Raw genomic sequence first — 13873 nt, 5'->3', positions numbered from 1 at the left:
CTGTGGACCGGCGAAATCATCAATGGAGTCAACACCAATTGCTACCCCGACCCACCCCCACCCCACAACCCCCTGTGGAAGCCTGAGCCCATGCAGGCCCCTACCCCACCTCAGGAAGCAATCACGGCCGCCAACAGCCCGGACTGGTCAACGCGGGCCGCCGCAGGACAACAACTCGCCGCCTGGGCCGACCAGGACGACATCGCCGACATCCTCCAGCGGCTCCTCCTCGACCGCGGCAACACCGCCGTCGTCGAAGCAACCTGCCTGGCCCTGCTACGCCGCAACGACATCCACGGCACCCGGCTCGTCGCACGAGCAACCACCACAGCCCACGATCTCCTGACCATCGGCCTCGACCATCTCGACCACCTCCACGACGCTGTCGTGAACTACCTCCTCCCAGACTGGCTCGGCCAGGTCACCGGGACCGTGGACGCCTTCCTCATCCTCTGCGACGCCCTGGCCCAACACCCCGACTCCACCACAGCAACCGGGGCCAGAGAACTCGCCAGCTGGGCGCGCCCGTAAACCCTCCGCCTGGTTCGCCTGGCCCGGCTGCTGTTCTTCACTCCTGCACTTCCGGCACCTGCCTGGCCCAGCCGACGAACCGGCGATGCAGCACCCCGGCCGGCGCCCACGGCATGTCCTCAGCGGCCTGCACGAGACAGACACCGAGGTAGAGAGCAAACGACACCGGCGCGCCCGCGTACTCCGCGCGCAACTCCCGCCGCCGCGTCGGACACGGCCAGGGAAGGTCACAGCCACCACAACTCCAGATCGGCATCACCGGACCGTGGCTGGTCACCGCACACCACCCAGAAACCGGGCCACGCTCGCGCGAGCCTGCCGGCTCGTCGCCCACTCCACCTGCCAACACGGGTACGGCACCAGCCGCGCCCACCACACCCGGCAACCCGCACACATCCCATCAAGCCCACGAACGTGTACGGCGAGGATCGTCCATTCCGGCCCGCCGGTCACTGCTCACCCTCCCCAGGCCAGTGACCACGATTGATCGGAATCCGGTGCCGAGCACGGCAGGGCAGGTCGGCTCCGCAGCGGCAGACTCGCCGCCACCGCCGCCAACACCAGACCGGACGATGCCGCCGGGCAAAGGTCAACGCGGTAGCCGACAGGTACTCGTCGTACGAGACGCGCCGCTTCAGCGGCACCGAAGAATCCCCACCCGCCGGAGGCTGTTGTGCGCCTCGTGCCTGATCCAACAGCCGCTGCCTGGCGGCCTCCTGCTCGATGGTCTGGATGCGCTGTCCGAAGCCGGAGCCGACCGGCGACGGGAAGTACCGGCTGACGATCCGCCGTAGGAGTCCGATGCCCACTGTCATGTGTCCGGCCCTCCGTCTTGAGGGCGCGGAGGGACACCTGCTGATGTGTCTCGTTCCGCGCCCGGGTGCAGTGAGGTCCAGCGTTACGCCGTGCGCGTCAACGATCCAGAAGGTGACTGTCCGCTAACCAGGTGTGCTGTCCGCTGGCGGTCGACGTTCCGGGGCGTACTCGATGCACAGGTCACGCAATGTCGCGGCCTCTGGTGCCCCCGACTGCTCCACCTTCGCCAGCAATTCCGCAGCCCGCCACCAGTTCGACGGCACCACCCGCCCGGACTCCACGGCCTGCGCCCCAAGTGCGACCGCCTCGTCCGGCTGCCCGGCGGCGACCAGGGCAAGACCGAGGTCGAGGCGGGCCGACGCGGACCGGCGGGGCCGCGCTCCCCCATCGCCGTACGGGTCCAAATCGGCCAACACAGCCCGCGCTACCTGCTCGGCACCGGGATCACCAGCCCACGCCAAAGTCGTAGCCGTATATGCGGCGGCCTTCGCCGGGTCGTACCGATAATGGTGTTCGGCTCGCTCAGGAACGGGCAGATTCGCCGTCAGCCGCTCGACCCGGTCCAACGCTCGCCGTGTCGCACCGACGTCCCCGATCCGCGCCCACGCACGAGCCTCCTGAGCAGTTGCCTGAATGCGGGCAGAGCTGCCCTTCGGGGCGACCCGCTGAGCTTGTTCGGAGAGATCGAGTGCCGTCCGGTAGTCGCCTTGAGTCAGCACGTCCCAGGCCCGGGTTTCGAGACACCATGCCTGGATCTCGTCATGCTCCGCATGTTCGGCAAGATCACGAGCAGCTCGCAAGTGGGCAGCCGCAGCTGTCCGCTGCCGCAGGTCGATATGCACCGTCGCCCGCAGCACCGCCAACCAGCCACCGGCAACCAACAACCGCCGTTGTTGAGCAAGCGTGACCCGCCCATCCAGCAACCGCCCGACATAGGCGAGGTGCTGCCGTACCAGCGGCAACAGATCCGCCGGGGCCATCGTCGGATAGGCACTGGCGAGGTCGTCAACGCCCTGCTCGATCCGTTCGAGCACGTCCCTGCTGACATCGCTGGCGGCGACTCTCGCCCGCAGCTCGCCGGCCTCGGCCGCATGGTCGACAGGCGCATCGACCAAGCGAGCGAGCGAACCCCCAGCGTCGAGAACCCGGTCCAGGTGGCGCGCCGTGTCGACTGTCGGAGCCTTGAGCCCTGCTTCCAACTCGTGCAGATGGCTCTTACTCCGATGCGCGAGCTGCCCCAGGGCCCGAAGCGACAAACCACGCCGCTCCCGAAACTCACGCAGAGCTACGCCGAAGCGCGGATCGACGGACGAAGCCATAACGCCGCTCCAAGCTCAAGATGCCAGGCGAACTCACCCAGCCACCACCTGTCGACGGTACTCCCAACGACGTGCATCGTTGACCCCGTTCACGTCCGGGTCCTTGATGCCGTCGCCGGTGGCTCACTCCCGCCTCGCCCGGATGGCGAGGACCAGGTACCCGGGGTCGCACTTCAGTCTCAACTTGAAGAACAGTTCGCCGATCTGGCCGCAGGTATCGTGCCGCTGATGTCTGCCCCTTATGCGGCACGGCCTGGCGGAAGAGCGACTCAGCCACGCCGACGACAGCGCTGCCTGGGCTGTGACACCCTTGGCCGAACTACCTGCCCTATCTACCAGCGGGAACGGGCATCGGCACCTGCTCGGAGCGCATCTCGCAGTACTGCGTGTGAGGGCTGCAAGCCGAAGGGGCACCCGCGTTGGACGAGCAGCGGCTGACTTGCTGGGCGGAAGCGATCGAGGCGGCCACCGAGCGTGCGTTACGTGACGTCGTATCGAGGTATCCGTTCAAACCGGACAAGCACACCGTGGGTCCGCCGGCATCGGAGTCGGATCTCGCCGCGCTCCGGCAGCGACTGCCGTGGATACCCGACGCCCTCCTCGCCGTCGCCAGATGGGTGGGCGCGGTCTCCTTGCCCGACATCGCAAACGGCTACTTCATGTTCTCGCCGAGCCACATCCAGGGCATGCTGTACCACGACGACGGGATCCCGGATCGCATCGGCGAGCCGTTCGACGAGGACGTTGACGTGGTCATCTTCGGTGCAGACGGCGGCGGCGCCCTGTACGCCATCGCCGTCGGCGACGTCGGCACTGTCTACCGGCTGCGGGAATGCGGGTACGAGCAGGGCATCTATTCGGGGTCCGCCGACTTCGGCGTCACGGTCGTCGCTGAGGACCTGGACGACTTCCTGGACGCACTGCTGGCCGCCGTGGCTGCCTTCGCCCTCAACGGGAGCATCACCGACCTCTGAGTCAACCTCGCGAGCAGTCAGACCACGACTGCAACCCGCATCGTTCCAATATGCGCCCGACTCGACATCCCCTTCTGCCGCAGACAGCGCGCGGCTTGCTGATCGGCCTGTCAGTATGCGTAGCCGCCGATCGTGGCCCTGCCGGACCTTGCCGGCGGCATCCGCGTCCTTGCAGCCCCCGGCCCCGATCCGCCGGGGACGCCTAGGATGACCTCGATGACCATTCCCCAAACCCGACCGGACGGTGCTCCCACCGACGGAACCCGGGTCGAAGAGGCCCTGCGACTACTCTGCGGCCCGCCGGTCGAAGTCGATGTCGCCGTCAAGCGGCTGAGCCGTGGCAGCGGCGTCTACGCCTGGTGGGCCGGTCCTTCGATCCTTCCCGAGCTTCCCGGGCCACCGAATGAAAACGTCCCGTCGCTACGGCTGCTGTACCTCGGACGGGCAACCAGCCTGCGGGGCCGGATCCTGCGCAACCATCTGAGGCGTTCGGGCAGTTCGACTCTGCGCCGCACCTTGGCCGGGCTGCTGGTGTCCGAGGGATACCAGACGACCTTTACCGACCGTGTCGTCCTGATCCCTGAGGACGAGTCGCGGCTGACCGCGTGGATGTCCGCGCACCTGCGTTTGACCTGGGCGGAGGACGCAGAGCCGGCGACCATCGAGGCCGAACTTGTCCGGCGTTTGCACCCGCCGCTCAACGTACACGGCGTCGACCCCGAGCACCTTCAGGCGGCCGTGGTCGCCGCCAAGAACTCGTACAACACCAGCAGCCACCCGGACGAGCCCTCGCGAACGCCGTAACCATCTACTCGACACCCGCGCCGGTGCGCGCTCACGAAAGCCGCGCGCTCGTAGCCGATGAGCGGACGCTGCGAGGGCGGTAGATGCGAAACGACGGTGCGGTCCTCGCAGGGGCTGTGGATGATGGTTGGCGTGACTGGGAAGGGCAGCGGGTCTGCGGAGCAGCGCCTGTACGACGCTGTGGGGCGATGGAACGCCGACACCGGGTACGGCCTGGCGGACATGATCCATGCCGCCTGCCAGGCACTGATCGACGGGCTGGACTCGCCGACGTTGCGTGAACTCGCTGGCGCTTCGCTGAGAGATCCATCCTGGGATATCCGCGAACTCGTGGCCAAGTCGCTCGAGGAACTCAGAATCCCCTACCCGGGCGCTGTCCCCCCAGGCTTCGCCCTCGCAACAGGTGGAGGAGTCGCCCGTCGGCCAGGAGTCGACTCTCTACGTTTGGAAGTAGTGCCGACGCCCGGCGATGCAGGCGGCGGATTCCAGGTGGAGGTCTACGTCAACGGTACGGAGATGACCTCTGCCGCAGCCGGACTCGGGATGGACCCGTACGACATCCTTGTCCCCACCAATCGTCTGGTGGCCGCCTCCCAGCCGCGCACCGTCCCGATCGCCCGCTGCGAATGCGGCGTGTATGGCTGTGGATCCACAGACGTCACCATCAGACGGGACGGCGATCTCGTGCACTGGGACTGGTCGATCGAGGTGCCCATGAACCGCGGCGTCTCCTTCTCGGCCGCCGAGTACGACGTGGAAGTCGCACGGGTGGCTGCGGATCATTCGTGGGAGACGGCAGAGCGCACAGCCGGACGACGTGTCCTGACGGACATGGACCGCGACCGGTTGCGCTCTCACGGCCTCAAACCCAGTTGGGTCGCCAACGACTACCGCGATCACGAACTGTTCCGGGTCGCCCTTCAGATCGACGGTGACTACCAGGTCTTCGTCGACACCCTGTGGCGTGGCCGTGGTCCCGAGGAGGTGGCGCGCGAGGTGTGCGCCACCTTGGCACTTCCTCCCAGTGAGTGGCGCGCCACCTGGCAAGCTATCGATCCCACGCTGACCAAGCCACCAAAGATCGCGGGGCCGTCCTGGCGACCCGCGCGGTTCTAGTCTCCGGCTCGCCACACTCGCCTTGAGCTGCAAAGTCAGCTTGGAAGATCTGGCGATTCGGCAAGGTGCCGTCGTCGAAGCTACGCCAACCAAGCGGCGACCTAACTTGCCGATCGGCGGTGGCGCCGATACTGCCGAATCTCCGCTGCTAGGGCACCTAACATGAAAACAGCCAAGAGGATCCGGAGGAACGTTCCCAAGCCGAGGTTTCCCTCGCCGATCCGCGAAGCTCCACTCACACCCGCCCAAATCGCCACTGCCGCATACGCCAAGATCCAGAGCAGATGCCGACGCCGGGGACCGCTTTCTACCATCTCCACCTTTCTCCGTCGGGCCGCGTGTCAGGCTCTCGGGCACTTTTGCAGTTATCCCTGTATCGGCCACAACTCGGGACACTGTTACTACCGGCAAAACAGGTCTCGCCAGAGCTTTCCAGGCTGCTGGAACGGTCCACCGTCGTCCGTGGACCGTCCGGGGTCGGCCGCTTCGGTCGTCGCCCAGCTAGTCACCCACCTGCTCGGCACCCAGGCCATCCCGACCTCCCGCGCGTTCGAGCAGGTACCCCGCTCCACCGTCTCCGGAACGCGCTCGCTGTCGCAGATCATCCAGCCGGCCTTCCTCGTAGAGCAGCCGGTTCAGCCGCCTGCGCGCATGCACATCTTGTTGGCCAAGAGTCGCCAGTTCGACATGACGGCCGGCGCGCGCGAGCAGATCCATGTGCCACAGGTGCGCGTTATGGCGCTCGTGGTCGGTGCTGTAACACTCCGCGACAGCACTGACTACCGCGATTGCTCGATCCCAGTCGCCCCGTTCCTCGGCGGCGCGCACAGTCTCCGACCAGTGAGGCACGGACGTAAGCGTAGGTGACACTCGACCCTCAGCTTGGGAATCGTGTTGATCTACACACTGGGTGACCACGACCGTCTCGGTCCAGCACGGGGCGTGCACACGCGACTGCAGACTGCGCTGCCGTTGACCCATCTTGCCCCCTACATCGGGCACGGACCAGCACGCGGCAGGCAATGGCCCGGCGTCCGTGAGGGTCGTTGCCAGGTCTCCGTTGTACGTAGGGTGCGGAAATGACAATAAGCGAGCGGCTCGCGGAGCAGTTGGACTGGTACTGGCGCAAGAACCTGCGGCCGTCGGCCGCATAGCTGCCACAGGCTTCGGGCGACAATGGTTATGTGCTCACCTACATCCGTTGGTACTGGTCCGATGATGACCGTTGGAACTACGACGAGCTGGATGCTGATCGGTGGGCGCTACGTCACGTTGAGTTGCGCGGGTCGGACGGGGTCTTCGTGGCGGCGGCGTCGCTCGCAGAGGTGCTCATCGCTCGTGACTCAGGGACCGTGGGCGCGGTATCTGAGTACGAACGGCGGTACGGGGTTGTGCCGGAGGCCCCGTTTCCTCCACCCGAGCCCGCGTTGAAGCCTGCTTTGGAAAGCCTGTCCTCCGGGGAGTTTGAGCGTCTGTGGCGGGATGCTCGTCGACACCTGGAACAGCGGACCGGCACCTGACTCATTCGTGCCGAACGAATGGGTCGCGGCCTCAGCCCAAGGCGCGGGCCAGTTCGGTACGGGAGCGGATGCCGAGTCGGTGGTAGATGTTGCGCAGGTGGTGGTCGATGGTCCGGGTGGACAGGAACATCTGTGTGGCGACCTCCCGGTTGGTGGCGCCGGCGGCGACCAGTTGGGCGATGCGCAACTGCTGGCCGGTGAGCAGCCGTACCGCCTGCCGGTCCGGCGTACCGACGGACTCCCCCGCCGCGCGTAGCTCCACGGTGGTTTGCCGGGCCCATACGTCGGCACCGAGCAGGACGAAGGTCTGCCGGGCCCGGTGCAGGTGGTCGCGGGCGTCGCGGGGCCGCCGATTGCGGCGTAGTTCTCGACCGTAGAGCAGTTCGGTGCGGGCCCGTTCGAAGGTGGCGGCGTCGGCCGGGTGCAGGCACAACGCCCGGTCGAAGTGTTCCTCGGCTTCGGCGCTGCCGCGCGGGGCCAGCAGCGCGTGGCAGCGGGCCGACAGCGCCCGGCGCAGCGGGCTGGCGGTGCTTCCGGCCCAGCGGTCGAAGACGGCGAGCGCGGCTCGGGCCCGGGCGGTCCTGCCGTCGTGGGCGGCGGCTTCCACCAGGTGGGGTGTGGCCATCACCTGGACGAGCACCTGGCCACGTCCGGTGCCGGGTCGGGCCAGCGTGGCCAGCCGGTCGGCCGCGTCGGCGTACCGGCCGTCGACCAGGTCCAGCACCCCGAGGGCCCACTGGGCGAGGGCGTACGGGCGGCTGCCGGGTGCGGCGGTGTCGCCCAGCTCGGCGACGTGGCCGAGGCAGGCGTCGTGGTCTGCCCGCACGGCCGACAGCACGGCGAGCAGACCCAGGTGTACGCCGGCAGTGGCGTGCTGTCCGGCGGCCCGGGCCACCCGCAGTCCTTCCTGGCAGCTTTTCGCTGCGGCGTCGTGCCGACCCAGCCAGTATTCGCTCATCGCGCGCAGTTCCAGCGCCCTGGGTAGCAGTGACACCTCGCCTCGGTCGGCGGCCAGGTCGACGGCGTCCTCGGCGAGCCGGTACGCCGCGGCGTCGACCGCGACGAGCAGGCCGGCGGCGGCCGCACCGGTCAACGCGGTCGGGGTGACTGCGGCACCGCGCAGCCGGCCGCCGAGCGCCACCGCCCGGCGCAGCAGCGGGCCGCCGTGGGCGTGCTCGCCCCGCAGGGTGGCGGCGACCCCGGCGACCAGGGTGGTCAGCAGGTCCGCCCACGGTGGATCTCCGTCGCGGCGGAGTGCCTGCACCCGGCGGGCCACCTCGGCGTAGCGGTAGTGGTCGCCGGAGAAGCAGACGGCCTCACCGGCGCGGACCAGGGCGACGAGCGCCGACTCGCGGTCGACGTCGGCCAGTGTGGTGGCGGCGGCCAGCAGGGTGGGCAGTGCGGTGGAGGCGCGACCACACCGCAGGTGCATCTCACCGCGCAGCAGTTCGGCCAGACCAGCCGTGGCGGCGGTCACCGGCGGGCCAGCGGCGCTATGCCCGGCCGGCGCGGGTGAGGCCATCGGCAGGCCAGTGGCGCCGCGGCTGGTCGGTGAGGGTAGAGCCTGGTGTGGCAGTGCGCCGGTCACGTCGGCGACGCGGTGCAGCAGCGCCTGGGCCCGCTCGGGTTGTCCGGCCTGCCAGGCGTAGCGGGCCGCGGTGACCTGCCGGGCGGTGGCGAGCGCCGCGTCGTCGCTGAGTTCGGCGGCCCGGGCCAGCGCGGTCGCGGCCACCGACCGGTCCTGGTGGACCTGTGCTGCGTCCTCCAGCTCGGCGGCCAGCGCCGGATCATCTCCGTCGGTTGCCGCGGCCTGGTGCAGGGCCCGACGCAGTCGCGAGCCGGTGCCGTCGAGGGCGGCGGCGAGCAGCAGGTGGGCATCGCGGCGGGCGGCGACGGAGGCGGTGGCCTCGATCATGCTGCGGGCCAGCGGTCGGGGAAACTCGGCGCCACCGGGTGTGGTGATCCGGATCAGGCCGGCGGCTTCGGCGGGCACGAGTGCCTCGACGCCGCTGCCGGCCGCTCGCAACGCCCGGCCCAGGGTGAGCGGGTCCACGGCGGCGGCCCGGCCGGTCGGGGTCGGGTTGGCGAGGTCGGCTGCGGCGATCGCGGCCAGCAGCAGCGCGCCCTGGGTGTCGCGGGGTAGGCGGGCCAGCAGGGCGCGGTACGTCCGGCCGAGGGTGCCGTCGGTCGGCGGTGCCGCCGGCAGGGGTTCGGTGCCGCTCCATTGGCCGGGGGTCAGCGTGTCGGCGAGGTCGACGAGTGCTTGTGGGTTTCCGGCGGCGAGGGTGGTCAGGGCGGCCAGCACCGGCTCGGGTGGTGGTGGGCCGGGGCGTCGGGCGGTCAGCAGGGCGAGGCTGTCGGAGGGGTCCAGGGGCAGTAGTCGGCGGCCGGGTATCGCCTGCGCTGCGGTGTCGTTGCCGGCGGTGAGCAGGAGCACGACCGGCAGTTGGGGCAGCCGTCGGGCCACGAAGGTCAGTACCCGCGCCGTCGGGGTGTCGCCTGCGTCGAGGTCGTCCATGGTGCAGAGCAGTGGGCCGTCGTGGGCGGCTTCGGCGAGCAGTCCGAGGACGGCGTGGGAGAGGATGAGCTGGTCGCGGTCGGGGCAGCCTTCGCCGGTCAGGGCGTCGCGCAGCACCTGCCGCTGCCGTTCGGGTAGCGCGTGTGCGCGGTCGAGCACGGGGTCGAGCAGCCGCTGCAGTCCGGCGTAGGGCAGCATCGCCTCGTCGGCCAGGCCGGCGGCGGCCAGCAGGCGGCGACCTGCACGGTGGCGGTGGGCGTACGCCAGCAGGGCGGTGCGCCCCGCGCCGGGCTCGCCGTGCAGCAGGAGCGCTCCTCCGGCCGGTGCGGCGAGCAGCGAGCGGATCTCCCGGCACTCCCCCTGCCGGCCCCGTAGCACTTCTATTTGCACTGCTGATGCACTAACCATGCATCGAGTCTCACCTATCGGACAGCGCTTGAGAAGAGGTAGAAGCGGAATTCTGCGGCAACTGCCCCAGGTCACCCGCCTCGCGGTACCGGCCGCGACCCGTCAGCGCTCGTCCACCTGAGCCAGCAGCGCGCCGACGGTACGGGCCATCACCGCCCGGGCGGCGTCCACGCCCAGCCCGAGGCCGTCGCGCAGGGTGGACCAGGCAGGCCAGGTGCTGGCCGCCACCACCGCGTTGACCACCTGGTCGCGTGCCGGCCCGGCGCGGTCGAGTTCCTCGGCGAACAACTGCTCGATCTCGTCGCGTACCCGGGCGATGTGCTTGAGCCGGTTGCGGCGCAGCTGTGCGGAGAACGGCTCGCGCATCTGCGCGGCCCGCGCCGACGGTGCGATCAGTTGCAGCAGCTTGGCCCGCTGCCGGCAGAAGGCGTCGACCCGCTTGGCGAGCGGCAGGGTGGGCGAGATCGGCCGCCAGGCGGCGTCCTGCTGGCGCAGCAGCTCCGCGCCGCTGGCCTCGAACAGGGTCTCCATGTCCTTGAAGTTGGTCCAGAGCGTACGCAGGGAGATGCCGGCCCGCTCGGCGATGCGCTCACCGGTCGGACGCAGGTCGCCCTCGGAGATGAGCGCGAGATGCGCCTCGACGATGGCCGCCCGGGTGCGCTCCGCCCGCGCAGTGCGCCCGTCGACCCGACCGGCGGTCTCGGCACCGACCATCCGCGCCCGTCTCCTCACCCTTGCTGCTCCCTCGTGCCAGCCGAGTCTAGACGCGTGCCGGTACGGCATCCGCGTCCCGATGCCGGCGCAGCTCCCGGCGGGCCAGCGACTGGCGGTGCACCTCGTCGGGGCCGTCGGCGATGCGTACCGCGCGGGCGCGGGCCCAGAGTCGGGCCAGCGGGGTGTCCTGGCTGACGCCGGCCGCGCCGTGGGCCTGCACCGCCCGGTCGATGATCCATTCGACCGCCTCAGGTACCGCGATCTTGATGGCCTGGATCTCGGTGTGTGCGGCCCGGTTGCCGACGGTGTCCATCAGCCAGGCGGTCTTGAGCACCAGCAGGCGGGCCTGCTCCAGGCGTACCCGGGCCTGCGCGATCCAGTCCCGCACCACGCCCTGCTCGGACAGGGGCGCACCGAAGGCGTGCCGCTGGCTGACCCGCCGGCACATCAGCTCGACGGCCCGTTCCGCCATGCCCAGCAGCCGCATGCAGTGGTGCACCCGACCCGGACCGAGCCGGGCCTGTGAGATGGCGAAGCCGGAGCCCTCGGTGCCGATCAGGTTCGTCACCGGCACCCGTACGTCGACGAAGTCGATCTCGGCGTGGCCGCCGTGGTCGCCGTCGGCGTACCCGAAAGCCGTCATGCCTCGACGGACGGTGACGCCCGGGGTGTCGCGCGGGACGAGGATCTGGCTGTGCTGCTGGTGCCGGGGCGCAGACGGGTCGGTCCGGCCCATCACGATGAAGATCGCGCAGCGTGGGTCCATCGCGCCGGTGACGAACCACTTGCGGCCGTTGACCACGTACGCGTCGCCGTCGCGTTCGATGCGGGTGGCGATGTTCGTGGCGTCGGAGGAGGCGACGGCCGGCTCGGTCATCGCGAAGGCGGACCGGATCCGGGCGTCGAGCAGCGGCGTGAGCCACCGCTCGCGTTGCTCAGCCGAGCCGAACTGGGCGAGCAGTTCCATGTTGCCGGTGTCCGGTGCGGCGCAGTTGAGCGCCACCGGGGCCAGCCACGGGCAGTGGCCGGTGATCTCCGCCAGGGGCGCGTACTGGAGGTTGGTCAGGCCCGCGCCCTGTTCGCCGGGCAGGAAGAGATTCCACAACCCGCGCCGACGCGCCTCGGCCTGGAGTTCGGCCACCACCTGCGGCGCCGTCCACGGTTCGTCGGCCGTCCGGGTCTGGGCTTCGAAGATCGGCTCGGCCGGATGGACGCACTCGGTCATGAACTCGTGCAGGCGCTCGCGCAGCCGTTCGGTGGTGTCGTCGTAGCGGAAGTCCACGTCATCGTCTCCCTAGGGTGCTCAGGCCCTCGGCGATCAGCGGCGGCACCCGCGCGCCGATCTGGTCGAATCCGTCACCGACGGTCTTGCCCTGCACGTAGCGGTAGTGCACGCCCTCCAGGATCACCGCGAGCTTGAAGGCGGCGAAGGCGAGATACCAGGGCAGTGCGTCGACCGACCGTCCGGTGCGTCGGGCGTACCGGGCGGCCAGTTCGTCGGTGCCGGGCTGGCCGGGTGCCGTCACCCGCCGGGCGTAGACAAGCGACAGGGCCAGATCGGCCAGCGGGTCGCCGAGGGTGGACATCTCCCAGTCCAGTACGGCGCGTACGCTGCGGTCCTCGCCGAGCAGGACGTTGTCCAGCCGGAAGTCGCCGTGCAGCACGGCCGCCGCACGGGTCTCGGGTACGGCGGCGGCCAGCCGGTCGTGCAGTTCGCCGATGCCGGGCAGGTCCCGGCTGCGGGAGGCGTCGAGTTGACGTTTCCAGCGGCGGACCTGCCGGGCGTTGAACCCGTCGGGGCGACCGAAGTCGGCCAGGCCGACCGAGGCCGGCTCGACCGTGTGCAGCACGGCGAGCAGGTCGATCAACCGGAACGCCAGGTCGCGCACCTGCGACGGGGACCAGCCGACAAGCTCCTCCGGTTCCCGGTGCACCCGGCCGGGCACCTGCCCCATCAGGTAGAACGGCACTCCGAGCACCGTCGGGTCGGCGCAGTGGTGGACCATCGGCGGCACCGGGACGGCGGTCGGCGCGAGGGCGTGCATCACCCGGTACTCCCGGCCCATGTCGTGGGCGGTGGCCAGGACGTGGCCCAGCGGCGGGCGGCGCAGCACCCACCGGGTCTGCCCGTCGGTCACCGCGTAGGTGAGGTTGGACCGCCCGCCGGTCAGCAGCGCACCGTGCAGCGGCCCGGTGAGCAGCCCGGGCACCTGGCGGTGCAGGTAGGTCGCCAGCCGGTCCAGGTCGAGTCCGGGCAGCGGGCCGCCGTCGTCCGAAGCGGCGTCGTCCGAAGCGGCGTCGTCCGGCGTGGCGTGGTCTGCCGGGTCAGGCATCGCGGTGCTCCGTCTGCTGCTGGAGGCGGTTCATGCCGCGCAGCCAGCGGTCCGGGTCGGCGGCCCGGTGGGCGTACCAGTCGGCCACCTGCGGGTGTGGCAGCACCAGGAACCGGTCGTCGTCCAGCGCCTCCAGCACGCAGTCGGCCACCTGGTCGGTGGTGACGGCGGTGGCGTCCAGCAGGGCGCTGCTCATCGCGTCGCCCGCGGCCAGCATCGGGGTACGCACACCCTGCGGGCAGAGTGCCTGCACGACGATGCCCCGGTGGGCGTACGTGGCCCGCAGCCATTCGGCGAAGCTGAGCGCGGCGTGTTTGGTCACCGCGTACGGCGCGTTGCCGAGCATGGTCAGCAGGCCGGCGGCCGACGCGGTGACCAGCAGCCGCCCCCGCCCGGCGGCGAGCCAGTACGGCAGCAGTTCGCGGGCGGCGTAAACGTGGGACATCACGTTGACCCGCCAGGCCGTCTCCCACGCCGCGTCGTCGGCGTCGCCTGCGGGTGCCACGCCGGCGTTGGCGCAGTACAGGTCGACGCCGCCGAGGCGTCGGCGGGCGAAGTCCACAAGTTCGGCGACACCGGCCGGGTCGGCGGCGTCACCGGGACAGGCGTGGCCGCCGATCCGAGCGGCCACGGCCTGTGCCGCCTCGGCGTCGAGGTCGTTGACGACCACGCGGGCCCCGACGGCGGCGAACCGCTCGGCGAGGGCCGCACCGATGCCGGAGCCGGCACCGGTAACCACGACCGCCGCCCCCGGCAACCACCGTGCTCCTTCCGGCTGGCCGGCGGTCGAGCCGTCGGTGGCCGGGTCGGCTGTCGACAT

At 70.2% G+C, this 13873-nt stretch carries 13 protein-coding genes and 1 pseudogene; 5 read left to right on the top strand and 9 right to left on the bottom strand.

What is annotated here, in order from left to right:
• Positions 1–90 precede the first annotated feature (90 nt).
• A complete protein-coding gene (locus tag C1A38_RS10095; RefSeq protein WP_102657569.1) occupies positions 91–531 on the top strand; it encodes a hypothetical protein in 441 nt (146 codons plus the stop codon).
• Between the two features lie 37 nt (positions 532–568).
• Here C1A38_RS10095 and C1A38_RS10090 read toward each other — a convergent pair whose 3' ends face one another.
• From C1A38_RS10090 to C1A38_RS10075, 3 genes and pseudogenes are all read right to left on the bottom strand, one after another.
• Positions 569–808 (bottom strand): hypothetical protein, encoded by a 240-nt coding sequence (locus C1A38_RS10090; protein ID WP_102657568.1) that lies wholly within the window; start codon positions 806–808, stop codon positions 569–571.
• Positions 805–1164: pseudogene (locus C1A38_RS32390) on the bottom strand (hypothetical protein); the annotation flags it as partial. The pseudogene C1A38_RS32390 and the gene C1A38_RS10090, both read right to left, overlap by 4 nt.
• Before the next feature lie 305 nt (positions 1165–1469).
• Positions 1470–2666 (bottom strand): helix-turn-helix domain-containing protein, encoded by a 1197-nt coding sequence (locus C1A38_RS10075; protein WP_102657566.1) that lies wholly within the window; start codon positions 2664–2666, stop codon positions 1470–1472.
• Positions 2667–3085: 419 nt separating this feature from the next.
• Here C1A38_RS10075 and C1A38_RS10070 point away from each other — a divergent pair, with 419 nt between their 5' ends.
• From C1A38_RS10070 to C1A38_RS10060, 3 genes are all read left to right on the top strand, one after another.
• Positions 3086–3640 carry an SMI1/KNR4 family protein gene (locus C1A38_RS10070; RefSeq protein ID WP_102657565.1) on the top strand — a complete coding sequence of 185 codons (555 nt, stop codon included), beginning with the start codon at positions 3086–3088 and terminating at the stop codon, positions 3638–3640.
• A 207-nt stretch (positions 3641–3847) separates the two neighbouring features.
• Positions 3848–4444 (top strand): GIY-YIG nuclease family protein, encoded by a 597-nt coding sequence (locus tag C1A38_RS10065; RefSeq protein ID WP_102657564.1) that lies wholly within the window; start codon positions 3848–3850, stop codon positions 4442–4444.
• A 123-nt stretch (positions 4445–4567) separates the two neighbouring features.
• Positions 4568–5560: a hypothetical protein gene (locus tag C1A38_RS10060; RefSeq protein ID WP_102657590.1), complete on the top strand. Its 993-nt coding sequence runs from the start codon at positions 4568–4570 to the stop codon at positions 5558–5560.
• Between the two features lie 501 nt (positions 5561–6061).
• On the opposite strand, the gene C1A38_RS30765 is transcribed toward C1A38_RS10060, so the two are convergent.
• On the bottom strand, positions 6062–6409 hold the full coding sequence (locus C1A38_RS30765) for a hypothetical protein (RefSeq protein ID WP_146017508.1): 348 nt from the start codon (positions 6407–6409) through the stop codon (positions 6062–6064).
• Positions 6410–6744: 335 nt separating this feature from the next.
• Here C1A38_RS30765 and C1A38_RS10045 point away from each other — a divergent pair, with 335 nt between their 5' ends.
• Positions 6745–7080 carry a hypothetical protein gene (locus C1A38_RS10045; protein ID WP_102657562.1) on the top strand — a complete coding sequence of 112 codons (336 nt, stop codon included), beginning with the start codon at positions 6745–6747 and terminating at the stop codon, positions 7078–7080.
• Between the two features lie 31 nt (positions 7081–7111).
• Here C1A38_RS10045 and C1A38_RS10040 read toward each other — a convergent pair whose 3' ends face one another.
• The 5 genes from C1A38_RS10040 to C1A38_RS10020 form a co-directional block, all read right to left on the bottom strand.
• On the bottom strand, positions 7112–9988 hold the full coding sequence (locus tag C1A38_RS10040) for a helix-turn-helix transcriptional regulator (protein ID WP_233196750.1): 2877 nt from the start codon (positions 9986–9988) through the stop codon (positions 7112–7114).
• Between the two features lie 120 nt (positions 9989–10108).
• Positions 10109–10720, bottom strand: coding sequence for a TetR/AcrR family transcriptional regulator (locus tag C1A38_RS10035; RefSeq protein ID WP_102657560.1), 612 nt, complete (start codon positions 10718–10720; stop codon positions 10109–10111).
• 46 nt (positions 10721–10766) lie between these two features.
• Positions 10767–12002 (bottom strand): acyl-CoA dehydrogenase family protein, encoded by a 1236-nt coding sequence (locus tag C1A38_RS10030; protein ID WP_102657559.1) that lies wholly within the window; start codon positions 12000–12002, stop codon positions 10767–10769.
• Position 12003: 1 nt separating this feature from the next.
• Entirely contained in the window at positions 12004–13053 is a 1050-nt protein-coding gene (locus C1A38_RS10025) for a phosphotransferase family protein (RefSeq protein WP_233196749.1), read from the bottom strand.
• The gene (locus tag C1A38_RS10020) at positions 13046–13873 is read right to left on the bottom strand and encodes an SDR family NAD(P)-dependent oxidoreductase (RefSeq protein WP_233196748.1); all 828 of its coding nucleotides are present in this window, start codon (positions 13871–13873) and stop codon (positions 13046–13048) included. Before C1A38_RS10020 ends, C1A38_RS10025 begins: the two co-directional genes overlap by 8 nt.

Source organism: Verrucosispora sp. ts21 (assembly GCF_002879555.1).
Taxonomy (GTDB): domain Bacteria; phylum Actinomycetota; class Actinomycetes; order Mycobacteriales; family Micromonosporaceae; genus Micromonospora; species Micromonospora gifhornensis.
The sequence above is the reverse complement of the archived record's forward strand: the minus strand, read 5'-3'. Positions and strand labels throughout refer to the sequence as shown.

Excerpts from the sequence above, each read along its gene's own strand:
- C1A38_RS10095 (WP_102657569.1), top strand. The coding sequence starts at position 91 with ATGCAGGCCCCTACCCCACCTCAGGAAGCAATCACGGCCGCCAACAGC.
- C1A38_RS10075 (WP_102657566.1), bottom strand. The coding sequence starts at position 2,666 with ATGGCTTCGTCCGTCGATCCGCGCTTCGGCGTAGCTCTGCGTGAGTTT.
- C1A38_RS10065 (WP_102657564.1), top strand. The coding sequence starts at position 3,848 with ATGACCTCGATGACCATTCCCCAAACCCGACCGGACGGTGCTCCCACC.
- C1A38_RS10060 (WP_102657590.1), top strand. The coding sequence starts at position 4,568 with ATGGTTGGCGTGACTGGGAAGGGCAGCGGGTCTGCGGAGCAGCGCCTG.
- C1A38_RS10035 (WP_102657560.1), bottom strand. The coding sequence starts at position 10,720 with ATGGTCGGTGCCGAGACCGCCGGTCGGGTCGACGGGCGCACTGCGCGG.
- C1A38_RS10025 (WP_233196749.1), bottom strand. The coding sequence starts at position 13,053 with ATGCCTGACCCGGCAGACCACGCCACGCCGGACGACGCCGCTTCGGAC.
- C1A38_RS10020 (WP_233196748.1), bottom strand. The coding sequence starts at position 13,873 with ATGTCGACAGCCGACCCGGCCACCGACGGCTCGACCGCCGGCCAGCCG.